The organism is Chitinophaga agri, assembly GCF_010093065.1.
Lineage (GTDB): Bacteria > Bacteroidota > Bacteroidia > Chitinophagales > Chitinophagaceae > Chitinophaga > Chitinophaga agri.
Map to the genome: position 1 here is coordinate 4,941,453 of NZ_CP048113.1, position 25,978 is coordinate 4,967,430.

The window sequence follows — 25,978 nt, forward strand, 5'->3', positions numbered from 1 at the left end:
ATTGAAGTCATGCCTGATCACAGAAAATCATCGCTTTCTCTGTAAGCCTTTATCAGCGCCTGTTCCCCCTCTTTACCCGGATAAGCATTCCCATGCTCCATACCCAGTATTCCCTTGAAACCTTTCTTGTGGAGGTGCTTGAAAATGTTCTTATAGTTGATCTCTCCACTGGTCGGTTCTTTACGCCCAGGGTTGTCGCCGATCTGTATATAGGCAATTTCATCCCAGCACATTTCCATTACCGGAATCAGATTGCCTGTATTACGCTGCATATGATAGATGTCGTAAAGGATCTTACAGCTAGGGCTGTTCACCGCTTTACAGATGCCATAACTCTGTTCTGCTGTACGGAGGAACAGGTCCGGGTTGTCACTCAATGGTTCCATCACCATTACCAACCCTTCTTTTTCCAGTACGTTCGCTCCCATACGGAACGCTTCGATGACATGAGCCGTTTGCACACCGATAGGCAGGTTGCGCTCAAAATAGCCAGGTACGACCGTCGCCCATTTGGCATTGACCCGTTTCGCTGTTTCCAGTGCCCGCTTACACTCCTTCACAAAGGCATCTTTGAACTCCTGTTTACCGGATGTCAGGGAAACTTTCCAGTTGTCGCCGCCATCAATAACAAACACCCCCATCTGCATGCCCAGTTTGCTGAGCAGTTTACCGATCTTCTCCTGTTCTGCCGGGTCTCTTTTCATCAGGCCATTGTCTTCAATGGCACGGAAGCCCTGATCGTACATAAACTGGATCTGGTCAAGGAAACCAGCGCCTGCGCTGTTCTTAAACATACCGTCGTGGGGGGCGTAGTTCAGGTTGAATGTCTTACCAGCGTGTTCATTCTCTGTAGCACAATGCATCGCAGTGGCTGTCGAGCCTAATGCCAGTGTGGAGAGACCTGCAAGGGTTCCTTGCTGAAGGAATTTTCTTCTTTCCATAACGTTAAAGGGTTGATTGCATGAAAACTAAATGTAATCGCTTTTTGATTCCGGTGCAAGGGGGAAGACATGAATGTGTATTTATTACGCTCATTCATGGAAAAAACGTTGCATCCCAAGTTTTGATTTAATAAATTCACAGGTATTATCTTTTAAGACGTGTTATGAAAAACAGAATACTGGCGTTGTCGCTGGGGAGCTTGCTGGCTGGTCCGGCATTCGCACAGGAACCCTCCCAGCCGTTTGCTGCTTATGAAGAAAAGTTGCCTGGAACAGACTTTACTTTTAAAATGGTACCCATCCCCGCCGGGGAAGTTACACTGGGAAGCCCTGCCGGAGAAAAAGGTCGGAATACGGACGAAGGTCCTCAGAAAAAAGTGAAAATCAATGCATTCTGGATGAGTGCATATGAGGTTACCTTTGAACAGTATGATGTTTATTCTGACCCCGAGAAGGATAAAACTCCTATCCCGGATGGGATGACCCGCCCTAGTCCTCCATATATTGACCTGACGCTTGGTATGGGAAAAGTAGGAGGCTATCCGGCAAATAGTATGAGCCAGTACGGTGCCCTGATGTATTGTAAATGGCTTTACGCCAAGACAGGGGTATTCTACCGTCTGCCAACTGAAGCAGAGTGGGAATATGCCTGCCGCGCTGGCGCGACAACCGCTTATCCCTTCGGGAACAATGCCGCTCAGTTAAAAGAATACGCCTGGTATGCCGGTAACAGCGATAATAAGTACCATAAAGTTGGAGAACTGAAACCGAATGCCTGGGGATTGTATGATATGCTTGGCAATGTGGCGGAATGGACGCTTGATCAATACGACGAGCAGTATCTATCACACGCAGCTGAGAATGATCCATGGATCAAACCAACATCTAAAACACCTCGTACGATCAAAGGTGGTAACTACCGAGATGAGGCAGTTGCACTGCGTAGCGCAAGCCGGCTAAAATCTGATCCTAACTGGAACCGCAGAGATCCTCAGATCCCTAAGAGCTACTGGTGGAATGCAGATGCTCCTTTTGTAGGCTTTCGGTTAGTACGCCCGCAACAACAGCCGAGCAAGGAAGAAGCAGAACGTTTCTTCGAAGAAGTAGTAGATCAATATAAAGGCGCAAGATAATTAACACACAGCCCATCGCTGGATATTACAGGTTCATAAAAATTCCCCGACTAACACATAAAAAACCATCTATCATGCAACAGGAAGAACTGAATCAATTCCACGGTAAGTCCCGCAGGGACTTCGTAAAAGAGTCTTCACTACTCGCAGGCGGCCTGCTGACAATGCCGATGCTTTCTCAGGCTAACTTCTTTTCAGGTGCAGGCGATGTTATTAAGATCGCTCTTATAGGCTGCGGCGGACGAGGTACCGGCGCTGCTGTTCAGGCCCTGAGCACGAAAGAAAATGTACAGCTGGTTGCGATGGCGGATGCTTTCGCTGATAGACTGAACAACAGCTACAACGATATTAAAGGAGAAGTAGGCGATAAGCCAGGAAAGCTGAATGTAAAAGAAGAACACAAATTCGTTGGGTTTGACGCTTATCAGAAAGCGATCGCACTGGCGGATGTAGTGATCCTCGCTACACCTCCGGGTTTCCGTCCCGTTCATTTTGAAGAGGCGATCAAACAGGGTAAACATGTATTCATGGAGAAACCCGTTGCTACTGATCCTGCCGGTATAAAGAAAGTACTCGAAGCCGCAGAAGTAGCCAAGTCTAAGAAACTGAACGTCGTAGTAGGATTGCAACGCCGGTATCAGACTTCCTACCGTGAATTATACAAGCGTTTCCAGGATGGTATCATTGGCGATATCGTATCTATGCAGGTATGGTGGAACCAGGGTGCCCTGTGGGTAAAACCACGTAAACCTGAATACACCGAAATGGAATACCAGATGCGTAACTGGTATTATTTCAATTGGTTGTGTGGCGATCATATTGTAGAGCAGCATATTCACAATATTGATGTGGGTAACTGGTTCATGAATGACTATCCGGTGACCGCTGTCGGTATGGGCGGCCGCGCTGTACGTACCGGTAAAGAATTCGGAGAGATCTATGACCATCACTATGTTGAATACCGCTATGGTAATGGTGTAGTAATGAACAGCCAGTGCCGTCACTGGAAAGATGCCGACAGCCGTGTAGATGAAGAGATTGTGGGTGTCAAGGGCCGCATGATCATGGATAAAGGTGTGATCAAAGATCACAAGGGAAAAGTGCTGTATCAGTTTGACAGGAAAAACGAAAATCAGCCTTACCAGGCAGAACATGATGAGCTGTTTGCCGCCATTGCGAAAGGAGAATATAAGTTCCATGATGCAGAAAGGGCTGCAAAGACTACCCTGACGGCCATTATCGGCCGACTGGCCACTTACTCCGGTCAGACTATTGCATTCGACAAAGCATTAAATTCCGGCCTGAACCTGCAACCTGCTAAATACGCATTTGACGCAGCTCCGCCGATCGTGCCGGATGCACAGGGCAATTATGCATATGCTAAGCCAGGTATCACTAGATATTTTAGCTAAGTCGCTGTATATTAGACACTATTTAAAATGTTGAAGGCTCCTTTATGGAGCCTTCGCTTTATAAGGAAGTTTATGAGATCATTCAGGATTGTTTTATTAGGATGTCTGCTGTTTTCCATTACATCTGAGACCTTCGCACAATTTGGTCCGATAAAGAAATGGGCGGAAGAAGAGCTGCTCTCAAGTGCAGCGCTGAAGAAAGCACATACCGGTATCAGTATTTATGAACCGGCTACTGGCAGGTACTGGTACAGCTACCAGGATGATCACTATTTTACCCCGGCATCCAATACAAAGATCTTCTCTTTATACACCGGTCTGCGTTTATTGGGCGATTCCCTGCCGGCCTTGCGCTATCTCCTGACGGACACTGTCTTATACGTAAAAGGAACCGCAGATCCTGCTTTCCTGCATCCTGACTATAAAGTACAACCCGCCTGGGACCTGTTACTGCAGTCAAAACAGCCCATCGTTGTCGTACCTGCTGTCAATGAAAATAAACGCTTCGGAAGTGGATGGGCATGGAGTGATTATGCCGATTACTATCAACCGGAACTGAACGAATGGCCTATATATGGTAATGTCGCCTGGGTGCGCCATCAGCGCGATACCACAACCATCTCCCCACGGATGTTTAATGATTCACTGCATCTCTCCGTGCGCAGGGACGATACATTGAAAGAACTGCTCATAGAAAGAGAAGAACATAGTAACCGGTTTGCTGTAGCATATAACGGGAAAGACTGGAGCATACAGACAGGAGAGGTGCCATTTGTGACCGGTAATACAACTGACCTGACTGGTCGCTTACAGGATACTTTACATAAATCAGTGACAGTGGCAGCACCAGGTATACCTGGTACGGATCAGCCATTTTCTTTGCTGAAAGGTATTCCCGTAGACTCTCTCTTTCTGCCAATGATGCATCGTAGTGATAACTTCTTTGCTGAACAGACATTAATGATGTGTTCTGCTTTGTTATGGGATACGATCAGTACTGCCCGCACCATTGCTTTCATGCAAAAGAGCTATCTGGCTAACCTGCCCGATTCTCCTAAATGGGTGGACGGCTCAGGGCTATCCCGCTATAATCTTTTTACACCGAGAGACTTTGTAAGTGTGTTAGCTGATATGTATAAAACATATCCTTCAGAACGACTATACGCACTATTTCCAACAGGTGGAAAAGGCACACTGAAAAACTACTATAAACAGCAGTTCGTGCACGCCAAAACAGGTACGCTGTCAGGATGTGTGGCATTGAGCGGCTACCTGGTTACAAAGAAAAATAAAACACTGATCTTCAGTGTACTTGTAAATAACCACAATAACAGTGCTACGGCGGTCCGGCGCAGTGTAGAAAGCTTCCTCACACAGATCTGGGAGAAATACTAACTACCGTATCGTATACTTTACCAGCTTAACGCCATCTGTTGCGGATGCCGTTTCAATATACCCCACACCCGGTGCATAGTAATAGGTCGCTATTGTCCCGACAGGATGCGTCGTTTCCCCAACGATGATCGCCGCATCCTGTTTGACCACGATCACGTCACGGTAGGTCTTTCCCAGTACAATTCTTGTGACATTCCGCTCAAGGACGCGGTACTGTAATAAGTTGAGCTGTGAGAGGCCGCTTACGGTCGTATACACGGTATCGTTCCAGGTTGCCCCTGCGGGATAATCATCGTGCAGAAACAGTCTGTCTCCTGCTTTCAATTCATAATCAGGTAAAGACATTGCCCGCTCGTACAGATAGTAATTCCCGTTATCACAGCGCAGGAACTGGTCGTTATACCCATCATGCAGGATCGCATATTTACGGCCTTCGATGGCAGTATCTGCTCTTACTGTCAGTGTGTATTGGGAACTGTCGCCCACACTGCTGACGTATTGATAGGTAAAGGAAGAACCGACGGTATAGGGGGAATAGCTACAGGGAGTGGTTTTTTCCAGTGTTTCAAGGCTTTTCTCTTTACGACAGGCATAGGCAGCAATAAGACTCACAGCCCCTAAAAGAGACAGTAATTTGTATGGCATAGATGGACGTAATAGTTAGGAATAAAAAATAGGGGGTATAGGACCCTATACCAGTAAATGTAATAAAACTTTCCCGGGACTTATTTTAAAATATTGAATATCATATTTATTTAATCACATACCACGATGTTCGGAGTGATCGTTCCACTGCTTGCGTTGGTGGTCATGGCAGATGTTTTTCCTGTCCGGTCGTCTGTAGCGGTAAGGGTAATATTAACCGCTGCGTTATCACACCTGACAATTGTTGTATTGAACTTGCCAAGCGCAATGCTGGCCGCATAGTTTTGTCCGTCGATATTAATGATCACCCTCCCGGTCACCACATTGAAGTTGTCGCAGTCCTTTGCCGTCCCTTTGACGATCAGTGAGGTAGATGCTGGCAACGTGACACTGATATTGTCTATAGCGCTACTGGTATTGAGTGGACCTATTTCCTGCTGTCGCAGGACGTTATCGCAGTTGTCAGTGACTGTCAATATCAGCGGCTTACCAGAAGGCACCTTGCCATAGTAGATGCCGTCTCCGGCAGTGAAGGCAAATGCCGGAACAAGATCCTGTTTGGTGAGGATAGTGATCCTGAGATTAGGTACAGGATTACCTTCCTGATCTTTTACCAGTGCGGTCAATACAATCTGAGGCAGGGTAGTGGCACATAGCCAGTAGCCCGGTTTATTGGCCGTAGCTGCGTAGTCATTGCCCTCCCGTGTGGCGGTACCTTCCTGCTGCCACAGTCCCGTGCCTGTATCAAAATGCCACAGCGGAATTTCATTAGGCGCACTGCTTAACAGGCTGCCTGGAATCATAATACGGAAGCTAACCGGCTTTGTGGGATCCACCAATAAAGCCGTTCCACCATCGTCTTCCAGCTGAAAAACGATCATACTGAATGGCCGTAGCAATACCTGTTTCCCCTGGTCATTAATACCCCGGAGATCGCCAGGCATCTGGTCGGAAAAAGTGCTGTTTTCCGGATTGACATAGATGGAACGCACAGTAACCTGGCCGCCATACGGCTGACTTCCAGCAGTTACTACGCTATTGGCTGGAAAGGTAAGCGTGCCTTCCGGAAAAGGAATGATGTCACCAGTACTATTGTTAACAGGTGTTTCATTTTGCAGCAGCAGTTCCAGCTGTATATAGTGCAGTTGTTCCTCCCGTACCATGAGCGTACGTGAGCTCTTAAAGTAGCCGGCCTTTTCTACGGAGACAACAGTTGCATCATCCAGAGAGCGGATGTTTTGCAACAGGAAGTAACCATTGACGTCCGTAACGGCTGTAGTACCGCCTCCGGAAACCCTTGCTGCCTGCACAGGTTGCCGCTGTTCATTCAGTACACGTCCCTGTATACTGGTGGTAACCGTCTGGGCAGGTGGTTCTTCTGTCTCAGGAGGTGTTCCTTCCCAGGATTTTTCTTTCTTACAGGCGCCTGTTGCCAACAATAACAGACATACGAGCAGCACCGGGGACAATCTTAACAAATGCATATGGACTAGTGGATGGGGATTAATGATCGTTATAGTAAATATAGTGCTTAAATAGCTGGTTAACAAAGAAAAACGTGATCTGTACAAAGTAATGAGGCTTCCTGTTCATATACCTCTGCCTGGTGTCAAAACGGCGCCTGATCTTCTTACTTAGTGAGTATTAATACGTCACCATAAGGGCACTTCGAGGGCACTTCAATATCCCCTGGATATTGAAGTGCCCTTATGGTGACCTTATAGTGTCATTGTAGTAAGCTTATTTAGCCAACTTCAGGGCATTAAAAATAGGAAAGGGTATCAAACGCGTTTTGATACCCTTTCCTATTAAATATGGATATAACTTTCAGACTTATACCCCCAGGCTCCAGCCTTCGCGGTAGGTTCTCTTCACAAACTGGTTCGCATCGTCGAAGTTAGTGATCTTCATCTGCTTGCTATCCCAGAGCAGTTTGATATAACGGCCGGGGAAGCTGGTGTGACCATCTTTTTCCTTCTTGATATCGAAGCTTCTGATAGCCAGGTTCGCCATGAGCAAGGTTTCTGTCAGCGGACCAGCAATAGAGAACGGAGAGCTGATCAACTTGTCTTTCGGACTATTGAAACCAGCGATTGCTGCATTTACCCACTGCACATAGTGACCTTCCGGTACACGGGCAATGGTCTGCGGCGTGTTCGTTTGTTTGGTCTTGCTGGTAGGTAACAGCTGAGGATCTCTACCATAGGTACCACACATCATTTTACCTTTATCTCCGATCAGGATAGCGCCGTTGCCACCATCGCCCATAACTTCGTTAGGGCCAAGTTCTTCCGGACGCTCCGGCTGAATACCACCGTCCATCCAGTGAAGGGTGATTTCCTTACCGTTCTTACCATCAAATTTGAGGATAACGTGCGAAGATGGAGGACAGCTTTCCGGGAAGTAGCCGCGTTTAAATTCATCTACATACACGCTACCAACGCTACATTCTACGGACTTAGGATAACCCAGTCCGAGTATGCGGAAAGGAGGTTCGATGATATGACAGCCCATATCACCCAGGGCACCAGTACCATAATCCCACCAGCCACGCCAGTTGAATGGAACCAGCTTGTCAATGTAATCTTTGTAAGGGGCAGTACCTAACCACAGGTTCCAATCCAGCTCTTTAGGGATGTCCGCTTTCATGCTGGACCACGGAATACCCTGCGGCCATACCGGACGGTCAGTCCAGCAATAAACGGTATGCACATCACCGATCAGGCCGGCATTGTACCATTCCATCATCTGGCGTACACCATCACCGGAAGCACCCTGGTTACCCATCTGAGTAACTACTTTATGTTTCTGGGCGGCAGCAGTCAGTGCACGTGCTTCAAAAATATCATGTGTGAGTGGTTTCTGCACGTATACGTGTTTTCCCAGCTGCATAGCGGCCATAGCGGCTACTGCGTGCTGATGATCGGGTGTAGAAACGGTTACCGCATCAATATGTTTGTGCTCTTTGTCGAGCATTTCCCTGAAGTCTTTGTAGAATTTAGCTTTGGGGAAACGGGCTACAGAAGCGGCTGCTCTGCGGGTATCTACATCGCACAGGTACGTAATATCAGCCGGACCTTTTGCGATTTCAGACAGATCGCTTTCTCCTTTACCTCCCACACCGATACCTGCTACGCGTAGGCGATCACTTGGTGCGATAAAACCTTTACCTCCTAAAACGTGACGTGGAACGATCATAAAGCCGGCAGCAGCAAGTGCGCCGTTCTTTAGAAATGATCTACGGGATTCATGACTTCCCTGATTGTTTTTTTCCTGGACCATATGTAACAATATTTATCGATCAATATAAAAGAAAATGAGAGAAAATGCCTGTTATTATTGATATGTGGCTTAATCCCAGGTCATGATCTTGCCTCTGTCTTCCATTTTTAAATACTGTGGCAGCAGCTTTTCATCGTAAGCCAGTCCGTATTGTTGCAGCACATCTGCCGGAACGCCATCCCATTCATTCGCTACATTACCTTTGTACCCGATGTCTTTAATACCCATGTCACTGGTGAAAAAGCCGTTGGCAGTAAGGTCGCGCATCAGACTAAAGAAAGCAACGCCCTGACTCATTTCTGGCTTTGCCTGCTCCGGATACGCGATCTGGTCTACCAGTTCCAGTTGCTGTTGTGGTGTACAATCCGTGAACCCGTTATTGTACCGTTTCATGCACTGTACATCCAGCCAGCGTAGTCCACCGCGTAATGGCAGTTTGAACTGTGGCTGGTCTTTGGCCATAAACTCTATAAAGGCAGGCACTTTGGCTTCAGAAGCGCTGCCGGAGTGTTCATCAGCCGGAATAATAATATCGGTGAGTACCGTAATCGTTTTCATTTCTGCTGCCGTAAAGAAAGTCTCGGCCATTAAGGCGGCGTCCCTGGCTGCTTCCGGTTCTGTACGACCATACCCCGGCAGTTTATCTCCGGTTCCTTTTTCTTTGGCGGCAGGCGTTTTATCATTACAGGCGGTCAGTATGGTGCCGACTGAGAAAGAGCCTATAGTTAACGCTTTGAGCGATTCCCTTCTGTCCATATATAATGAATTGAGGTGTGATTAAAGGTTTTGCTTTTTCAACTCTCCCATAATGAATTCCGATGCACGGAGTGACAGGGCGAGGATGGTCCAGGTAGGGTTTTTATCCGCCTGTGATACGAATGGGCCGCCGTCAACCACAAACAGGTTCTTCACATCATGTGCCTGATTATGTTTATTGAGCACAGACCTTTTCGGATCATCTCCCATACGCGTGGTACCCACTTCGTGAATGATCCTGCCGGGAGTTTCAAGTCCGTACATGGTTTCCGCGCCAGGTTTTGTGCCTAATGGTACACCGCCCAGTTCATGGATCAGTTGTTCGAAAGTATCCTGCATATGTTTCGCCTGTTTGATCTCATGATCGCTCCAGGTATAGTTGAAACGTAATACAGGAATGCCCCATTTATCCACCACTTTCGGATCTATTTCACAGTAGTTATCCTCACGGGCAATACATTCTCCTCTACCGGCCATGCCTATGGTAGCACCATAAAAGTGACGGTAGTCTTCTTTCAGTGCGAGGCCATATCCACCAGCTGCTTTAGATTTACCATCAGCGCCGGGGTACTTCCCATTCAGGCGTTCTATACCGGTAAAGCCGCCGTATGTAGGCATACGCATGCCTCCACCGAATTCGATATGATATCCTCTTGCGAAGTCGAGTTTCTTATTGTCTTCCCACCATGGAACGTACATATGCATGCCGCCTACGCCATCTTCATTGTAGCGCTTACGGCCCATCAGCTGTGGCATGAAAGCCGCCCTGGATGAGCCGGTAGAATCATGCAGGTATTTACCTACTACGCCGCTTGAATTGGCTAATCCATTGGGGAAACGGGCTGATTTTGAGTTCAGCAGTAATCTGGCTGATTCACAGGCACTGGCAGCAAGCACGATCACTTTTGCATTGACTACATACTCCTGCAGGTCTGTTTTATCTACATAGGCTACACCGGTAGCTTTGCCTTCTTTGTCGGTCAATACCTCCCTGGCCATGGCATTGTCGTAAAGATCTACGTGTCCGCTTTTCATAGCTGGCTTCACCAGTACGGAAGAGGAGGAGAAATCTGCATATACCTGACACCCACGGTTACACTGCCCGCAAAAGAAACAGGCACCACGGTCCTTGTTGACAGGGCGTGTCAGCATAGACATACGCGAGGTGATAACCGGGATCTTCAGCTTATCTCCCGCCTTTTTCAGCATTAGTTCATGCAGCCTCGGTTTAGGAGGAGGGAGGAAGAAGCCATCCGGCTCATTAGGCATTCCCTCACGGGTACCAAATACACCGATCATTTTATCTACACGGTCATAATAAGGCGCAACGTCCTCGTAACTGATAGGCCAGTCATCGCCGAGACCATCATAGCTTTTATGTTTAAAATCCCTGGGGCCGAACCGGAGTGATATACGTCCCCAGTGATTGGTACGTCCACCGACCATTCTGGAACGGAACCAGTCGAATTTGGTACCGTCTTTGGCAGTATACGGTTCGCCTTCAATATCCCATCCGCCGTAGGCAGCATCAAAGTCGCCGAAGGGACGGGTCGTGGTGGCACCTCTGCGGGGAGAAGCGGATGGCCATTTTAATTGTGTAATTTGGTTGGGATCTGCCGGGTCATATTTGGGTCCTGCTTCCAGGAGGGCTATTTTAAGTCCTGCTTCTGAGAGTATTTTGGCCGCCATACCGCCACCTGCACCAGAACCAACAATGCAAATATCATAGACTGGTCCTTTCTGTTTTATCTGAAATGCCATAATCGTGGATAATTTATTTGACCTAAAGTGATTTTAAATCTATAAATTATTTTCTAAGGTTTATAGCAAAAAAAGTATAAAAGGAAATTTCTAAAAATATAGTGATGGAATATATAATAGGAGTGGATTTGGGTACGAGCAGTGCCAAAATAATTGCTGTAAGACAGGATGGGAAGGTGATGGCGCATTCACAGCAGGAATATACGATCCAGCAACCGGAACCCGGCCATAGTGAGCAGGATCCCGATGTGATACTGCTGGCAGTGAAGAATGGTATCAGGAGCGTGGCTACTATTATGAAAGACCCTCCTGCAGCCATCTCATTCAGCACTGCAATGCATAGCATTATGGCGATGGGTGAGGGGGGACAGGCATTAACACCCCTGATCATCTGGGCGGATAACCGGAGTCAGCCAGTGGCGGACCGGCTACGTAAAACTGCCTTATCAGCGAAGCTCCACCAGCAAAGTGGTACACCCGTGCATCCGATGTCCCCGCTTTGCAAGATCATCTGGTGGAAAGAGGCTGCACCTGAGATCTTCCAGGCGGCGACCTGTTTCATTGGGATCAAAGAGTATATCTTCTATCATTTATTCGGCCGGTACATAACCGATCATTCTACTGCTTCGGCTACCGGGTTGTTTAATATTCATACGCTTACCTGGAATGCAGACTCACTGGAGGCAGCGGGGATCACTACTGCTCAGTTGCCCGAACTGGTGAGCAGTAACACTATCATTGAATGGCTGCTGGAAGAGGTTGCCCAGGAACTGGGTATACCGGTGAATACGCGTTTTATAGCGGGTGCCAGTGATGGATGCCTGGCACAGCTGGGGAGTAACGCGCTGGGCAAAGGCCATGCTACGCTTACTATCGGTACCAGCGGAGCAGTACGTATGGCGATTCCAACACCGCTGACAGATGCCCAGGGCAGGTTGTTTACCTATGTACTGACGCCTGGGCACTTTGTGACAGGTGGGGCCATCAATAATGGTGGAGTGGTATTACAATGGTACCTGGATTCCTTTCTGCAATCAGCGACAGAAAAGCCATTACATGTAGATGCCGGTTTGCAGCAGGCATTGGGCACACCGCCAGGGGCGGAGGGGCTGTTGTGTCTGCCTTATCTGCATGGCGAGCGTGCCCCGGTATGGGATGGGCATGCGAAAGGCGCTTTTATAGGCGTACAGCCGCAACATACTACCTGGCATTTTATGCGGGCATTGCTGGAGGGAATGGCTTTTGGCCTCCTCAGCATTACAGAAGCACTGGAGGAAACAGCTGGGAAAGTGGAAAAGATCTCCGTAAGTGGCGGGTTTACCCATTCTCCCGAATGGGTACAGCTGATGGCAGATGTGTTTCAGCGTCCGATGTATCTGCGGAATGAGAGTGATGCATCGGCTATGGGAGCGGTATTACTGGGGTTTCAGACATTGCAGCTGGAAACACAGTTTACGGCGGCACAGGAAAAGGTGTTTCTGCCGAGGGAGGAGCATGCAGCCGTATACAGCCGGGCATATAGCATTTATGGCCAGCTGTATGGGGCATTGAAGGACGTATTCCCTTTGTTATGATGGCAGTACTCATAAATAAAATGCCCGGATCAGGTCTGATCCGGGCATTTTATTTATGAGTATCATTATCAGTGACCTATCCGAACATTTTTGCCAGATCGGTCAGTTTGAAAGAGATGTAAGTGTATTTTCCTCCCGGGGAAGAATTCGGCATAGCACAGGCGAACAATTCATCAATAATGTTCTGCATCTCTCTGGTAGATAGTGATTTACCGGAGGGGATGGCATTATTGCGAGCCATAGAGCGGATCAGTTGTTCGCGGCGTGGCACTTTCAGTTCATGACTGAAGTTCTTGAACTGTTCCAGTAAGCCTTCGATGCTGGCCTGTTCGTTACCACTCTGGATGTCGGCAGGCGTACCACGTACGACGAAGGTGCCTTTACCGAATGGGTCGAGGTCGTAACCAAGCATCTGCAGGTCCGGGATCATTTCCATGATCAGTGCAGCATCGGCCGGCAGGAGTTGCAGTGTTTGCGGGAAAAGGCTTTGTTGTGTAGCCATAGGCGTTTCCTGTACGGCGCGTTGGTAGCGTTCATACAGGATACGTTCATGAGCAGCCTGCTGATCTATCAGGATAAAGCCGGATTTGATCTGAGACAGGATATATTGCTGATGTACCTGAACGGGGACTTTCTGGTCGATAGACGTATCCTGCCAGCCTTCATCTATCATAGAGGTGGCGGAGGAGCGGCTTTCGATGGTGCTGGCCTGGGTAGTGAAGCCTTCTTCACCGGGACTGTCCATTGTTTCGGTATCGCTGTAAGCGTAATTACTGTTCGCGTTACTGCCGTCATAGAGGTCTTTCCAGTGTTTCAGATTGCTGGAGGCATCTATGGCGTGGGCCTGATTGGCCTGGGTAAAGCTTTTATAAAGGGAGGTATTGACAGACTGCGCCTGCTGCTGTTCGGTGAACGGCTTGCTGATCGCGTCCAGTTGCTGTATGCTTGGATCCAGGCCGAAGTCCAGGGTAGGAGCGACGTTGAACTGTGCCAGTGCATGTTTTACGGCTGACTGTACGAAGGCGTACATGAGTTTTTCGTCGTCAAACTTGATCTCCTGTTTAGTCGGGTGGACGTTGATATCCACATGGCTTGGATCTACGTCTATGAACAATACATACAGCGGGTAGCTGTCTGCCGGTATCATTTCCGCAAAAGCATTCATGATAGCATGGTGCAGGTACGGGCTTTTGATAAAGCGGTTGTTCACGAAGAAGAACTGGTCACCTCTGGTCTTTTTAGCTGTTTCGGGTTTACCTACGAAGCCGTTCACATTCATATAGTCCGTCGTTTCCTTTACAGAGACGATCCTGGAGTTATAATGCTGACCGAGGATAGCGATGATACGCTGTTTAAGGGAGCCCTTTTCCAGGTAGAAAAGCTGCTGGGTATTACTGGTAAGTGTAAACTGTATTTGTGGGAATGACATGGCTACGCGGATGAATTCATCCACGATATGCCTCATTTCCGCGGCATTGCTTTTCAGGAAGTTACGGCGGGCCGGCACGTTGAAGAATAGGTTCTTCATAGCGATGCTGGTTCCTTCGGCCGTTTGACACATTTCCTGTTTCTTCACCGCACTATTATCGATTTCGATATAAGTACCTATATCTGATCCGCGCTGGCGGGTTTTCAGTTCCACCTGGGAAACGGCGGCAATAGATGCCAGCGCTTCACCCCGGAAGCCCATGGTACGGATGGAAAAGAGATCGTCTATGGTTTGTATTTTGGACGTTGCATGTCTTTCAAAGCACATACGTGCATCTGTTTCTGTCATGCCTTTTCCATTATCGATCACCTGGACCAACTCCTTACCAGCATCCCGGATAATCAGCTGAATTTCCGACGCGCCTGCGTCCACGGCATTCTCCAGCAGTTCTTTGACCGCTGAAGCCGGCCGCTGAATCACTTCTCCCGCAGCAATCTGATTGGCTATGTTGTCTGGTAATAGATTAATAATATCCGCCACTTATTATGTGCCTTTTGCTGTAAAGTTAGCAAAGTTTAGTCTTTGATTGGGGGAGTGGGGGTAAAGAAGTATACAATAGTATGTGCATATAATGGGGAGCTGCTATAGAATAATGAATTGAATGTCAATACAGGCGGGCATCTGACCGATGGGGAAACGATGTTCGTAACTTTATTTATCGAGTTGGAATATAATTTATTCACAAGATAGTGATGTTAATAAGACGTTAATCCAGCCTAATTAAAGAGGTGTAGTGTTGGAATCTGATAATTTTGAGTCTTTCCATATTAGTTAGCAACTGCTCCTATCTGCGGAGCGCAAAAATCAGTCTATGGAAGACCAGAAAAAGAGTGACGTATATTCAAGGACGGATGCCAGCAAAGTGAACCTCACCAATGATCAATGGAAAGAGCGCTTATCTCCTGAAGTTTATAACATTGCCAGGGAAAAAGGCACCGAATGGGCTTTTACCGGTAAATACTGGAATACCAAGGAAGAGGGGACGTATTATTGTGCCGCCTGTGGTAATCCGCTGTTTGTATCAGATGCAAAATTCGAAAGCAGTTGTGGCTGGCCAAGCTTTTTTGAACCAGTCACAAAAGGTAGTGTGATCTACGCACCTGACAATACGCATGGCATGCAGCGTACGGAGGTCATGTGTGGCCGTTGCAAGGCACACCTCGGGCACGTATTTGACGATGGCCCGCCACCTACAGGTTTACGTTACTGTATCAATTCCGTTATACTGGATTTTGACAAAGCGCAGGAAGCCGATAAGAATTTTACAGGAAGACAATAGTTCACCTGATGCCTGATTGCGGACATGCTTAATGCCACGGTACGTAATCAGGCATTTTCATTAGGAAAGATATGACTGTAACTCGTTGACGTAGGATGTTGGCTCGAACTCAATGATCTCATACAACGCCAGCTGGTATTTATCCAGTGGATCTTCAGTAATGATTTGCTCTACTTCTTTGCGGCTTGAGGCCTTACAAATGATCAATCCCCCTGATTTAGGCTTACGGCGTCCCGCCAGTATAAACTGTCCGCTCTTGTAGAACTTCTCAAGGAATGCTCTATGCTGCTCCATGTAGTGTTCTACAGCAGCTACCGGACGGATGTATTGTAAAAGGATTAAAAACATAACAACACTTCAATAATAGGATTTAAAATCATGAAAAAGAGACCTCTCTAAAGTACAAAGGTATAAAACTATTGCAGCTTTTATTTTTATAATAATGGTGTAGAAATGAATGTTTTATCGCAATATTCACCGCTATCACGATTTAGATGCTCCAAATGCTAATATATGAATAAAATCGTTAATTTAAAGAAGGCCCCTATAAGGTAGTAAACGAAAAAGGAAGTATTTTAGCGTCCAATTCACTCATTTTTAATTTTGATCCCCTGATTATGACAAGAATGTTTTCCAAAGCTTTGTTAGCTGCATCCGCGATAGCTATCCTGCTATCCTCCTGTTCCAAGGTGCCGGAACAGAGCAAATATATCCCCAAAACTGCAAGCATCGTACTGAGCGTAAACAGCAAAGAAATTAGCAAAAAACTGATTACCAATGGTATAACCATGGATAAACTGTTTGCTGCTGTACAGGAAAAGGATACGCTTAGCGAGGCACAAAAGTTCTGGAAGGATATTGAAAATTCAGGTTTGGACCTGCAGGCCAACTCTTTTGTGTCTGTTGTATATGGTAAAACGCAGTCTTATGTTACCCTCACCGGTGGACTGAAAGACGCGGCCAAATTTGAAGATTATCTGAAAAAGAATGTGAACAACTTCTCTCTGCAGACAAAATCCGACTTCAAATACATCGTTGAAGAAAAGTCTGAAGGATTGATCGCCTGGAACAAAGAGACTGTGATCTACCTGAAAGGTATCGAAGGTGATGCTATGCAGAAAGCAATGCCGGTTCCTCAGGGTCTTCCTGCTCCGGATGCTCCTGAATCAGAAGAAGGTACCACTGCGCAACCTGCAGCACTGGTAACTACGGACGCTTCTTCTGAAGTATGGGTAGCTGAAGCAGACCACCTGTTCCACCTGAAAAAGGAAGAAACAGCTGGCTCTATTGATGCGTTCAGTGACCTGCTGAAAAACAATGCTGACCTGAGTCTGTATGTGAATCCGGAGCCGATCTACAGCGCACAGGCTGCTATGATGCCGGCTAACCTGAAAACATTACTGGCTGGCTGTTACTACACTGGGGCAGTGAACTTTGACAAAGGTAAAGTGGTTGTAGATGGTACTTCCTATGCTGGAAAAGACCTGGCAGCTATCTATAAGAAATATGGCAACATGGAAGCTGACCTGGATATGCTGGAGAAATATCCTTCCAAGAATATCACCGGTTTCCTGGTATACGGTTTCGACTTCCGTATGATCGGTGATATCGTAAAGAGCACCGGTCTGGATGGTATCGCTAATATGGGCTTACAGAGCTCCGGCCTGACCCTGGACGATATCCTGAATGCTTTCAAAGGCCAGCTGGTATTTGTAGCATCTGACTTTGAAATGAAAAAGAAATTAAGCCTGTACACGGGTGATTCAACTGCTGCTCCTGAATCTAAATGGCTGTTTGCTATGAAAGTAGGAGATAAGGCTGCATTTGATAAAGTAATGAAGTCTCCGATGTTGCAGGGCTTCTTCACCAAACAGGGCGATAAGTATGTAATGACGCGTGAAATGCCAGGTATGCCGGCACTGTCTATTACTGACAAACTGGTTGCCAGCGCATCTGACTCCGTATTACTGCAATCTTACCTGGCTGGTAACGGCAAGGCGGAAGGTCTTGACAACGGTTTCGTAAGCAAGATCAAAGGCAATCCAATGGGTGCTTACGTGAACTTTGAGAAGATCGTGAATACTATCCCAGATAGCGAAATTCCTGAAGACGGCAGACCACTGGCTGGTAAGTTCAAAAATCTGCTGAAAGATATGACCGCTGTAAGCAAATCTTTTGATGGTAAGACCCAGAAGTCAGAAATCGTGCTGAACTTCAAAGATGAGAATACCAACAGCCTTGTACAGCTGGTAAACCTGGGTACAGAAGCGGCTAAATACCTGGAAGAAAGCAAGAAGAAAGACGCTGCCAGATCAGAAGCTATCGACAGCATCGCTGAAGCTGTACCAACAGATACAGCTTTTGTTCCGGTAGAATCAAAATAATCATTGCGCTAAGCGTATTATAAAAGTAAATGTCCGTGGAGGTATTCCTTACCACGGGCATTTTCATTTGGAAAAAGCTCTATATTGGGTCATCATTTCAAGAACACCAGTTACATGCAGATACAGTTAGAAAACCTGGTGCCCGTTCCGCTGCGGGATAAGATACTGCAGCGCTCCTCAGATATCTGGAACAGGCAGCTCGCATTCCCCCCGGGTAGTTTCATCAAAATAAAGGCCCCCTCTGGTACCGGTAAAACAACGCTGGTGCACTATCTCTATAACATCAGGACTGATTATACCGGTCAGGTACTGGTGAATGGCCAACCGTGGTCAACCTATTCCCGATCATCCGTTGCGACGCTCAGGCAGGAACAGATAAGTGTGATCTTCCAGGATCTGCGTGTGTTTGAACAGCTGACGGCTTTGGAGAACATTGAGCTCAAAAGAGTGATGAACGCAAATCCTTATTGTACCGCTGAAAAGGTGAACGAGATGGCTGCCCATCTCAAGGTCACTCATGTACTGAATCAGAGCGGTAAAACACTGTCTTATGGCGAACGTCAGCGTGTAGCCATCATCAGGGCGCTGGTACAGCCATTCCAATGGCTGATCATGGATGAGCCGTTCAGCCATCTGGATGAAGAAAATGCACAGCGTGCCGCTGCACTGATCGCTGAAGAATGTAAAGTTCGTAAAGCCGGATTTATTTTAACAGATCTGGATAACGATACCAGGTTTGCATACGATATACATTATAACTTATGATGCCATCCTTTTACCAGTTACTCAAAAAGATCATTCAGACCGGTATTGGCAGGTCCCGCCTGTTGATGGCCGCCAGCGGATTAGGCATTGCCATGATATTACTCCTGGTAGCTATTCAGGTACACTCCGATTTTGATCAGCTGCTGCACAGTCAGCAGAATGCCAACGAAAGTGCTGACTTCCTTGTTATCAACAAGAAGATCACTAATGCCATGATGGGGCAGCGTTCCCAGAGCGTATTTTCTCCCACGGAGGTAGCTGATATCAGACAACAGCCATTTGTAGAAGCATTCGGTTTTATTACCTCCAATCAATATAAGGTAACAGCCGCAGCACCTGGTGATCTGCATTTTTATACAGACATGTTCTTTGAGTCAGTACCCGATTCTTTCATTGATGTGAAAAATGAAGAATGGAAGTGGACGCCTGCTGATAATACCATCCCTATCATCCTTCCCAATGATTTTCTGAACCTCTATAACTTTGGTTTTGCATTAAGCCAGGACCTGCCACAGATCTCACCAGAAACAGTGAAGGCGTTGCCGATGAAGATCACTATTTCCAAAGGGTTGATGACAGAAGAGTTTACAGGACGTATCGTTGGTTTTTCTGACCGTATTTCTTCTTTCCTCGTTCCCGGCAGCTTTATGGACTGGGCGAATAACAAATTTGGAACAGGAGAGGCGCCTTCGCCGTCCCGTGTTATTATCAAAACAAAAGATCCCTCTGATCCGGCACTGGTGAAGTATCTGGAGGATAAAGGATATACAACGAACCAGGATAAGATCAAGTACAGCAAAACAAAGCTGATCGTACAAACGATCGTATCTGTGATTGGCTTTTTCGGCCTGATACTGCTACTGTTTGCATTGCTTGTATTCAGTATGTTCATACAATTGGTCATTGCCAGCTGTAAGAAGGAGATACAGCTGCTGGTGACGTTAGGTACGGCGCCACGTCAGTTACAACGCTACCTGATGCGCCAGTTTGTTCCGTTGTATATCGTTATCGGCATAGTGGCGTTGCTATTAGTGGCTGCTTTGCAATGGTGGGCATCAAAACAGCTTGCTGCACATGATATGATCGTATCTCCATTGATTGCGGCAGGTACCGGCCTTGCAGCACTGGCAGTAATATTACTGGTATATGTTGTTAACAGGGTCAGTGTGCGGAAATACATTAATGCGATCAGCTGATCATTTATTTTACATACTTAAACCATATAGAAGATGTTTGTACACGTTGTAAATTTCTGGCTGAAGCCAGGTCTTTCAGAAGAAGATATTAAGCAATTTGAAGAAGGCGTACAGTCACTGAAAGCAATAGAATCGCTGGTGATGTTTAACGTAGGTAAGCCTGCTGCAACCGATCGCCCGGTAATTGATAAGAGCTATAGCTATTGCGAACTGACTGTCTTCAATGACGAAGCTGGTCACGATGTATATCAGCAACATCCTATACACCTGGCGTTTGTGGAGAACTGTAAGCACCTGTGGGAAAAGGTGCTGATATACGATTCTGAAACGATATAGAGACAATGATGGGCTAATGAGTTACGAATGAGGAAGAAGCATATAGTGGAGAGGAGAAACATTGTAATTCCGGGTAAATAATTTGTTGTTTAAAAAGCATCGGCGCTTCATTATTGAAGCGCCGATGCTTTTTACCTGCATGATTCAATTACTGGTATACCCGGAATTATTTCTTATACGGCATGATGAACGTTGCCTTTACCTGTTCTGATAACAGCATATAGGGAATGAAGATCGCGGCTGATATACAACCTGTAGCGATTGCTGAGATCCACGTGGGGTCCCAGTCATTTCGCGCGTAAACGAATTTGAACACCAGTATATCTGCCAGATCGAATACCAGACTGAATGCAATAAAACCGACGAATGCCATTGGAAAAGTATCTCGTCTGTTGAGCAGCAGGGATACCAATAGCAGACTAAATACCAACAGGCATATCATGCCTGCCAGTTCAAGGACGAGCAGCAGTTGTAGTAGCGATGTACTATGTGTTACATTGGTGACTTTATCCAGATGCAACCATATGTTGCCGTCAAAAATATTGAGTTTGATCAGCGAAATAAAGAGTCTGACAGGCATTATAAAGATCCCGATGGCAATTAATACAAGAAAGCCATTAAGACCGGGAAGTTGATCACTTGTATACACCGGTTCCAGGGATATCTTGTAGAAACGCATCGCAAAATGTATGAACACGGCAGCAAAGAATGCTGTCAGCCCGAAGATCATCCAGTTAAAGCCTTCTGATGGTATTTCTTCAGGTATCTTTTCTTCTGCGTCCCAGGAGAATTTGAATCCCAGAAAATCATCGATCTGCTTCCGGTCTTTGATATACGTTTCCATAAAGCTGACAGGAATATGATCCTGATAGGTCTCGAATGTATAATGGAGGGTGACGATGTTGTCTTTTACAGAAGGAACGAAGTGCAGAGCGTAATAGTCATTCTTAATATGTAGTTCCTCTTCAGATACTTTCCAGGGAGAAGGCAGCTCTATTGTAATGGTGTAATCCTGTGAAAAAGGATAACGCATTTCCAGGGGAGCCGTTTTCTTATCTTCCTCTTCTGCATAAGCTGGCAGTACATCTTTTAACAAGTTAGCGCGTACATTGAAATCAATACCATCTACCTTGGTACTATCTGTTTTCCAGGGGGTGTTCAGTACATAGCTTTCATGTATCTCAATGCAGTCATTTTTTTCATCGTCAGTTATTCTTAACGACGAATCAATAGCCACACTACCGTAGATGTTTTTATAGTAATCAAGAAAGGTGTTTTCGTTGTCTTTACGGCTGCTGTTGGCCAACAGGTCGCGCTGGTCATCTGCATACTGCATCGTAAAAACAGAGGTCACCGTTAATGCACCTTTATGCTGATGATCGGCGGGCAGCTGGAAATGTTCATGAATGATCGTTTTACCTGCGCCGTTATTTTTAACAGGCGTGAAGCCATTAGTTCCTTTCGGGTCGATGATCAGGCCCAGCTGAAAATCGGAGACAGTCAGCATGTCAAGACCACCGCGCTGGAAGCTGCTGGTGGCATCGATCCAGTATTCTTTATCTTTTAGTTTTGCGTATACGATCGCATGATCGAAGATGTCGGGAGCCGGCAGGTAATCGGCCACATGCCCTTTCATATAGGAATCTACATAGGCCATACTGGCGTAGATGCCATTCGCCTTGAGCATGGTGGTCAGCAGCAGCGATTTGTCTTTACAGTCACCAAAACGCTGCATAAGGATCTTATCCGGTGTATTGGGGCGATGAGAATATTCTCCCATCTCAATACCCATGTAGCGGATGTCATCCTGTACAAAGCGGATGGCTTTGAGCATGTAAGCCTCCTTATTGTTTCTCGCTTCTCTTTTCAGTTCGGCAATTTTCGTTTGTAATGCCGCACCCGGAGGCGGCACTTTATTCACACGGTCCCCCCAGTTGATCACCTCCATCCAGTCCCTGTATTCGGTCGCCTGAACGGTTGGATAGTTATCATACCAGCTGGGTGCATCTTCCTCACTCTCAGGAGCACGGACGTTGGTCATTTCCCATTTGTACACCTGCATACCGTTGATCATCTGCCGGTCAGGCATGGATGCAGCGTTGAATGTTTTAAAGAAGATCTCCCTTGATGGCGAGGTAATGATGCTTCTGTGGAAATTGACGATCGGACTGGGATAGGCGAGGTAAAACAGACTGGTGAATTTGTGCTCAAATATCGGGTTGTTCCCTTCGATTGTATAGGCGATCTCAATCTGATCGCCCTTACGTACATCATCGAGGATGCAATAGGCGGTGTATACACCACTGTATATGAATCGGGACAGATCGTCTTCCTGCTGAAGGAATTTGAATTTAGATGCCTGTAGCTGATTGATCAGTTTCCCTTTACGGCGTAGCAGGATCTTATGGAAGCGGAGCGTCTCATAAACAGGATCGTAGTTGATGTTAATGGCAGCTGCATTCTGGATACCGGCTTCGGAGATGATCTGTTTGATCTCATGATGGTATACGGCTGCGTGTTCAACGTGTTGTTGTTCCTCAAACAGGAGCATGTAGTATCCGTTACTTACATCACGATCATCAGGCGCCTGTTTGAGGTCTGGTTTATAAGGCACGAGCCAGGAAGGCTCGGGAGCAATAGAAAAATTTTTTTGCTGCGCACTGGACCAGCCAGAAAAACAACACAACAATAGGATAAGGATCGGAAATATCCGGTGCATAGCAATAAGATAGACATTAATTGTTCTCGGTGGTCAGCGCATATACAGCGAAGGAAGCCAGCCAGTGTTCTCCGGCATAGTCGCCACTCGCAACGTGCGGGATGGCGGCTTCCAGGTGGAGATTGGCCAGTTTAAGAATGGCATCCCTGTTTTCTTTTGTATGACGCGCAATACCGTAGAGGCACCATGCTCTGCTCAGGTTAAGGCCATACAGGTGAACGAGTTTACCATCTGTGATGTCTTTTACCTGGGCTACTTTGAAAGCGGAAATATCTTTTTTGAACAGGTCAGGCAGGAAGGCTTTGATCCATTGCTGGTATGCAGCGGCCGGCAGTATGCGCCACATCAGGTCTGCTTCTTCCAGGCAGGGAGAAAGGAAGTCATAGCCACCTGGTTCCCAGGCTACAGGGCAGTTTTTGTCTGCCGCATAGAAACGCATGGCCGCCTGACGGATAGCCGTCTGTAAGGCCGTATCGTTAGCAGTGACCGCATAATCCCAGGCGAGGGAAAGACCAAAGGCCAGGTTGGTATGTTCACCCACACGAATAGGGTATACCAGTCTGCCGAGGAAGTCAGCATATGCCTTTGAGAACTGGGTGGCCAGGGGCTGTACATTGGCCGCCAGTTGTTTTCCCAGCGGATCATTCCAGGTGAGGAGTTCCCTTTGCAGTTGCAGCAGCCAGCTCCAGCCGTAAATACGTTCAAAACCCTTGTTCTCTTTGTTTTTGAAGAGTTGTTGTTCCTGCGTGATATTATCGGCCGTGAGGTTTTGCGACAGTTTTGTGATGATCTCTTTTTCTTTTGCCATTCCGGGGAATGATTTCAGCAAACGTACCAGCATCCAGTGCCCATGTACACTACTGTGCCAGTCATAACAACCATAGAAGGCAGGGTGGTAGTTCTTCGGATGAACGACCAGTGAACTGTCAGAGAATACAACACCGGTTTTATAAGGGAATTCCTGTTGCATACAACGCAGCGGCAGTTCTGCGAGATGGGCAGCTCCCTGGGCGGTGAGGTCCAGTAAGCCGTTGCTCTTGCGCGTATAATATGCCTGTTGTGCAAATGATGCGGGCATCAGAAAACCAGTTATAAGGGAAAGGAGAATAAGTTTTTTCTTCACTGTTTAGCGATTGAATATCAATTTTAGGTAGAAGGATGGTTTAGCCAGCTTCTTACGCAGGTCTACTTCATAGAACATGCAGGACAGCAGTTCCTGTAGCTGCTTGTTACGGCTGCTGATCTTCATCAATGTATTAAACAGCCAGGGGTATTTTATCAGCTTTTGCAGGCGGTGACTGAGCTTCAGTTCCGGCCCCAGGATACGATAGATCTCTGCGTCGTATTTAGCCAGTTGTGCCGCGGAATAGTTGTTTGCCTTCAGCGCTTCTGCAGCCTGTAACGCCGCGATCCTGCCTGAATAAAGGCCGTTACCGATACCTTCACCTGTAAAAGGATCAATGAGGTAGGCCGCATCGCCTGTCAGCATATAACGCTCTCCTGAGAGCACGCGTACTTTACTGCCCAGCGGCAAGCCATAACCTTCTATGTTGCTGACGAGTTCTGCATCTTTGAACCGCTCTTTGAACACGGGGTCATTGGCTATGATATCCAGCATAGACTTCTTCAGGTTCATTTTCTTCTTACGAACGGCTTCACTGAGTACACCTACCCCCACATTAGCTTCGCCGTTGGGTAGCGGGAATATCCAGAAGTATCCTGGTAAGAGTTCTTTGAGGAAGTGCAGTTCGATGAAGTTGTCGGGATTGTTACCATTTACATTTTTATAATATGCACGGATACCGGCAACGTAGTGTTCCGGCTCCATCACGATCTTGGCCACCTCTTTTGTAAAGGAAGAATGTGCGCCGTTGGCGATGATCAGTAACTGTGCTTTTACCTTGAAGTCCTTAGAACCCGTAACATAGTAGCCATCTTCTTTCAGCTCGTATTTGTCTACCGTGATCCCTTCCAGTAAAGTGATCTCAGAGCGGCGTTTGATCTCATCGACAAGGAAGTTGTCAAAGTCCATACGCTTGCATACGTACCCGATAGGTGTTTCTTTATGTTCGTGATTGGCGCTGTTATAGTCGGGACGGTAACCTACATCCAGTGCATATCGTGCCGGAGCAACGAATTTCACGCCCCAGCTGTTCACTTTAAAATCAGCTTGTTTAAGGCGCGTTGCGATCGCGGGATCTATCCTGTTCAATGCTGTAATGACTTTTCCACTAAGGCCATCTCCACATACCTTATCACGGGGAAAAACAGCTTTATCCACCACTACACATTCAATACCTAGTTGGGCCAGCTGAAGTGCGGCAGCTGCGCCTGCAGGGCCAGCGCCTACAATACATACTTTAGTTTCCAGCATCCTATACATTTAAACTGTTAAGATAAAGAAAAGAGGAATATCTTCGCGGCCTAAAATCAACTGACCATGTTCGGAGACTTATTTGGAAAACTGCAGGAAGCGCAGTCTAAAATGAAAGAAAGTAAAGAGCGTCTGGCTCTTATTACTGTAGAAGGTGAAGCCGGAGAAGGTGCTGTGAAGGTAGTTGTAACCGGTAACCGCGAAGTAAAAAGTATTGATGTAGCAGAGCGTCTGCTGGAAAAGGATAATAAAGAGGAACTGGAAGATCTGCTGCTGACTGCACTGAATCGTGCACTGAAGAATGCAGAGAATGCATGGGAGTCGGAAATGAAAGGTATTGCCGGCGGTATGCTGGGTCCTCTCGGAGGATTACTCTAAGCCAGACCGCTGTGTGCTTTCAGATCAACCACCTTAAATTGCGATAGCTGTGTGCCAATCTAGCTCAGCCGGTAGAGCAACAGTTTCGTAAATTGTAGGTCGTGGGTTCGATCCCCATGGTTGGCTCTGTCACAACGTATTATGCCACCGGTAGCCATT

The 25,978-nt window shown here is 46.9% G+C and carries 21 protein-coding genes and 1 tRNA gene; 11 read left to right on the forward strand and 11 right to left on the reverse strand.

The window, feature by feature from the left end; genetic code table 11:
- Nucleotides 1-17: 17 nt before the first annotated feature.
- Nucleotides 18-941 (reverse strand): hydroxypyruvate isomerase family protein, encoded by a 924-nt coding sequence (locus tag GWR21_RS19640; protein WP_162333392.1) that lies wholly within the window; start codon nt 939-941, stop codon nt 18-20.
- A 164-nt stretch (nt 942-1,105) separates the two neighbouring features.
- On the opposite strand from GWR21_RS19640, the gene GWR21_RS19645 reads away from it, so the two are divergent.
- From GWR21_RS19645 to GWR21_RS19655, 3 genes are all read left to right on the forward strand, one after another.
- The gene (locus GWR21_RS19645; RefSeq protein WP_162333393.1) at nt 1,106-2,074 is read left to right on the forward strand and encodes a formylglycine-generating enzyme family protein; all 969 of its coding nucleotides are present in this window, start codon (nt 1,106-1,108) and stop codon (nt 2,072-2,074) included.
- A gap of 74 nt (nt 2,075-2,148) precedes the next feature.
- Nucleotides 2,149-3,486 carry a Gfo/Idh/MocA family protein gene (locus tag GWR21_RS19650; protein ID WP_162333394.1) on the forward strand — a complete coding sequence of 446 codons (1,338 nt, stop codon included), beginning with the start codon at nt 2,149-2,151 and terminating at the stop codon, nt 3,484-3,486.
- A 72-nt stretch (nt 3,487-3,558) separates the two neighbouring features.
- Entirely contained in the window at nt 3,559-4,881 is a 1,323-nt protein-coding gene (locus GWR21_RS19655; RefSeq protein WP_162333395.1) for a D-alanyl-D-alanine carboxypeptidase/D-alanyl-D-alanine-endopeptidase, read from the forward strand.
- Here the strand turns inward: GWR21_RS19655 and GWR21_RS19660 are convergent, their stop codons facing one another.
- The 5 genes from GWR21_RS19660 to GWR21_RS19680 all read right to left on the reverse strand — a co-directional run bounded on the left by GWR21_RS19660 (nt 4,882) and on the right by GWR21_RS19680 (nt 11,325).
- Nucleotides 4,882-5,526, reverse strand: coding sequence for a hypothetical protein (locus GWR21_RS19660; RefSeq protein ID WP_162333396.1), 645 nt, complete (start codon nt 5,524-5,526; stop codon nt 4,882-4,884).
- Between the two features lie 110 nt (nt 5,527-5,636).
- Entirely contained in the window at nt 5,637-7,010 is a 1,374-nt protein-coding gene (locus GWR21_RS19665) for a carboxypeptidase-like regulatory domain-containing protein (RefSeq protein WP_162333397.1), read from the reverse strand.
- Nucleotides 7,011-7,359: 349 nt separating this feature from the next.
- Entirely contained in the window at nt 7,360-8,808 is a 1,449-nt protein-coding gene (locus tag GWR21_RS19670) for a Gfo/Idh/MocA family protein (protein ID WP_162333398.1), read from the reverse strand.
- A 69-nt stretch (nt 8,809-8,877) separates the two neighbouring features.
- On the reverse strand, nt 8,878-9,564 hold the full coding sequence (locus tag GWR21_RS19675) for a gluconate 2-dehydrogenase subunit 3 family protein (protein ID WP_162333399.1): 687 nt from the start codon (nt 9,562-9,564) through the stop codon (nt 8,878-8,880).
- A gap of 21 nt (nt 9,565-9,585) precedes the next feature.
- Complete coding sequence (locus GWR21_RS19680) at nt 9,586-11,325, reverse strand: GMC family oxidoreductase (protein WP_162333400.1); 1,740 nt, start codon at nt 11,323-11,325, stop codon at nt 9,586-9,588.
- Between the two features lie 104 nt (nt 11,326-11,429).
- Between GWR21_RS19680 and GWR21_RS19685 the strand changes: the two genes are divergently transcribed.
- Nucleotides 11,430-12,899, forward strand: a complete 1,470-nt coding sequence (locus GWR21_RS19685; RefSeq protein WP_162333401.1) for a gluconokinase — start codon at nt 11,430-11,432, stop codon at nt 12,897-12,899.
- Between the two features lie 76 nt (nt 12,900-12,975).
- Here the strand turns inward: GWR21_RS19685 and mutL are convergent, their stop codons facing one another.
- A complete protein-coding gene (gene mutL / locus GWR21_RS19690; protein ID WP_162333402.1) occupies nt 12,976-14,868 on the reverse strand; it encodes a DNA mismatch repair endonuclease MutL in 1,893 nt (630 codons plus the stop codon).
- Nucleotides 14,869-15,199: 331 nt separating this feature from the next.
- On the opposite strand from mutL, the gene msrB reads away from it, so the two are divergent.
- Entirely contained in the window at nt 15,200-15,667 is a 468-nt protein-coding gene (gene msrB / locus GWR21_RS19695; RefSeq protein ID WP_162333403.1) for a peptide-methionine (R)-S-oxide reductase MsrB, read from the forward strand.
- 60 nt (nt 15,668-15,727) lie between these two features.
- Here msrB and GWR21_RS19700 read toward each other — a convergent pair whose 3' ends face one another.
- A complete protein-coding gene (locus GWR21_RS19700) occupies nt 15,728-16,015 on the reverse strand; it encodes a YciI family protein (RefSeq protein WP_012788497.1) in 288 nt (95 codons plus the stop codon).
- Nucleotides 16,016-16,284: 269 nt separating this feature from the next.
- Here GWR21_RS19700 and GWR21_RS19705 point away from each other — a divergent pair, with 269 nt between their 5' ends.
- From GWR21_RS19705 to GWR21_RS19720, 4 genes are all read left to right on the forward strand, one after another.
- Entirely contained in the window at nt 16,285-18,051 is a 1,767-nt protein-coding gene (locus GWR21_RS19705) for a DUF4836 family protein (RefSeq protein WP_162333404.1), read from the forward strand.
- Nucleotides 18,052-18,165: 114 nt separating this feature from the next.
- A complete protein-coding gene (locus GWR21_RS19710) occupies nt 18,166-18,816 on the forward strand; it encodes an ATP-binding cassette domain-containing protein (protein ID WP_162333405.1) in 651 nt (216 codons plus the stop codon).
- Nucleotides 18,813-20,012 (forward strand): FtsX-like permease family protein, encoded by a 1,200-nt coding sequence (locus GWR21_RS19715; RefSeq protein ID WP_162333406.1) that lies wholly within the window; start codon nt 18,813-18,815, stop codon nt 20,010-20,012. The genes GWR21_RS19710 and GWR21_RS19715 overlap by 4 nt, the downstream gene beginning before the upstream one ends.
- Before the next feature lie 33 nt (nt 20,013-20,045).
- Nucleotides 20,046-20,348, forward strand: coding sequence for a Dabb family protein (locus tag GWR21_RS19720; protein ID WP_162333407.1), 303 nt, complete (start codon nt 20,046-20,048; stop codon nt 20,346-20,348).
- A gap of 166 nt (nt 20,349-20,514) precedes the next feature.
- On the opposite strand, the gene GWR21_RS19725 is transcribed toward GWR21_RS19720, so the two are convergent.
- The 3 genes from GWR21_RS19725 to GWR21_RS19735 are packed head-to-tail and all read right to left on the reverse strand — an operon-like array spanning nt 20,515 to nt 25,441.
- Nucleotides 20,515-23,067, reverse strand: a complete 2,553-nt coding sequence (locus GWR21_RS19725) for a DUF3857 domain-containing protein (protein ID WP_162333408.1) — start codon at nt 23,065-23,067, stop codon at nt 20,515-20,517.
- A gap of 16 nt (nt 23,068-23,083) precedes the next feature.
- A complete protein-coding gene (locus GWR21_RS19730; RefSeq protein WP_162333409.1) occupies nt 23,084-24,145 on the reverse strand; it encodes a DUF2891 domain-containing protein in 1,062 nt (353 codons plus the stop codon).
- A gap of 48 nt (nt 24,146-24,193) precedes the next feature.
- Complete coding sequence (locus GWR21_RS19735) at nt 24,194-25,441, reverse strand: NAD(P)/FAD-dependent oxidoreductase (protein WP_162333410.1); 1,248 nt, start codon at nt 25,439-25,441, stop codon at nt 24,194-24,196.
- Between the two features lie 66 nt (nt 25,442-25,507).
- Between GWR21_RS19735 and GWR21_RS19740 the strand changes: the two genes are divergently transcribed.
- Nucleotides 25,508-25,819 (forward strand): YbaB/EbfC family nucleoid-associated protein, encoded by a 312-nt coding sequence (locus tag GWR21_RS19740; RefSeq protein ID WP_162333411.1) that lies wholly within the window; start codon nt 25,508-25,510, stop codon nt 25,817-25,819.
- Nucleotides 25,820-25,872: 53 nt separating this feature from the next.
- Nucleotides 25,873-25,945, forward strand: a tRNA-Thr gene (locus GWR21_RS19745).
- Nucleotides 25,946-25,978 lie beyond the last annotated feature (33 nt).

Bases quoted from the DNA above. Each gene is read 5' to 3' on its own strand.
- GWR21_RS19730 (WP_162333409.1), bottom strand. From the start codon at position 24,145: ATGCCCGCATCATTTGCACAACAGGCATATTATACGCGCAAGAGCAAC.
- GWR21_RS19685 (WP_162333401.1), top strand. From the start codon at position 11,430: ATGGAATATATAATAGGAGTGGATTTGGGTACGAGCAGTGCCAAAATA.
- GWR21_RS19720 (WP_162333407.1), top strand. From the start codon at position 20,046: ATGTTTGTACACGTTGTAAATTTCTGGCTGAAGCCAGGTCTTTCAGAA.
- GWR21_RS19700 (WP_012788497.1), bottom strand. From the start codon at position 16,015: ATGTTTTTAATCCTTTTACAATACATCCGTCCGGTAGCTGCTGTAGAA.
- GWR21_RS19735 (WP_162333410.1), bottom strand. From the start codon at position 25,441: ATGCTGGAAACTAAAGTATGTATTGTAGGCGCTGGCCCTGCAGGCGCA.
- GWR21_RS19710 (WP_162333405.1), top strand. From the start codon at position 18,166: ATGCAGATACAGTTAGAAAACCTGGTGCCCGTTCCGCTGCGGGATAAG.
- GWR21_RS19645 (WP_162333393.1), top strand. From the start codon at position 1,106: ATGAAAAACAGAATACTGGCGTTGTCGCTGGGGAGCTTGCTGGCTGGT.
- GWR21_RS19670 (WP_162333398.1), bottom strand. From the start codon at position 8,808: ATGGTCCAGGAAAAAAACAATCAGGGAAGTCATGAATCCCGTAGATCA.
- GWR21_RS19655 (WP_162333395.1), top strand. From the start codon at position 3,559: ATGAGATCATTCAGGATTGTTTTATTAGGATGTCTGCTGTTTTCCATT.
- GWR21_RS19680 (WP_162333400.1), bottom strand. From the start codon at position 11,325: ATGGCATTTCAGATAAAACAGAAAGGACCAGTCTATGATATTTGCATT.
- GWR21_RS19715 (WP_162333406.1), top strand. From the start codon at position 18,813: ATGATGCCATCCTTTTACCAGTTACTCAAAAAGATCATTCAGACCGGT.
- msrB (WP_162333403.1), top strand. From the start codon at position 15,200: ATGGAAGACCAGAAAAAGAGTGACGTATATTCAAGGACGGATGCCAGC.
- GWR21_RS19725 (WP_162333408.1), bottom strand. From the start codon at position 23,067: ATGCACCGGATATTTCCGATCCTTATCCTATTGTTGTGTTGTTTTTCT.
- GWR21_RS19640 (WP_162333392.1), bottom strand. From the start codon at position 941: ATGGAAAGAAGAAAATTCCTTCAGCAAGGAACCCTTGCAGGTCTCTCC.
- GWR21_RS19660 (WP_162333396.1), bottom strand. From the start codon at position 5,526: ATGCCATACAAATTACTGTCTCTTTTAGGGGCTGTGAGTCTTATTGCT.
- GWR21_RS19650 (WP_162333394.1), top strand. From the start codon at position 2,149: ATGCAACAGGAAGAACTGAATCAATTCCACGGTAAGTCCCGCAGGGAC.
- GWR21_RS19740 (WP_162333411.1), top strand. From the start codon at position 25,508: ATGTTCGGAGACTTATTTGGAAAACTGCAGGAAGCGCAGTCTAAAATG.
- GWR21_RS19665 (WP_162333397.1), bottom strand. From the start codon at position 7,010: ATGCATTTGTTAAGATTGTCCCCGGTGCTGCTCGTATGTCTGTTATTG.
- GWR21_RS19675 (WP_162333399.1), bottom strand. From the start codon at position 9,564: ATGGACAGAAGGGAATCGCTCAAAGCGTTAACTATAGGCTCTTTCTCA.
- GWR21_RS19705 (WP_162333404.1), top strand. From the start codon at position 16,285: ATGACAAGAATGTTTTCCAAAGCTTTGTTAGCTGCATCCGCGATAGCT.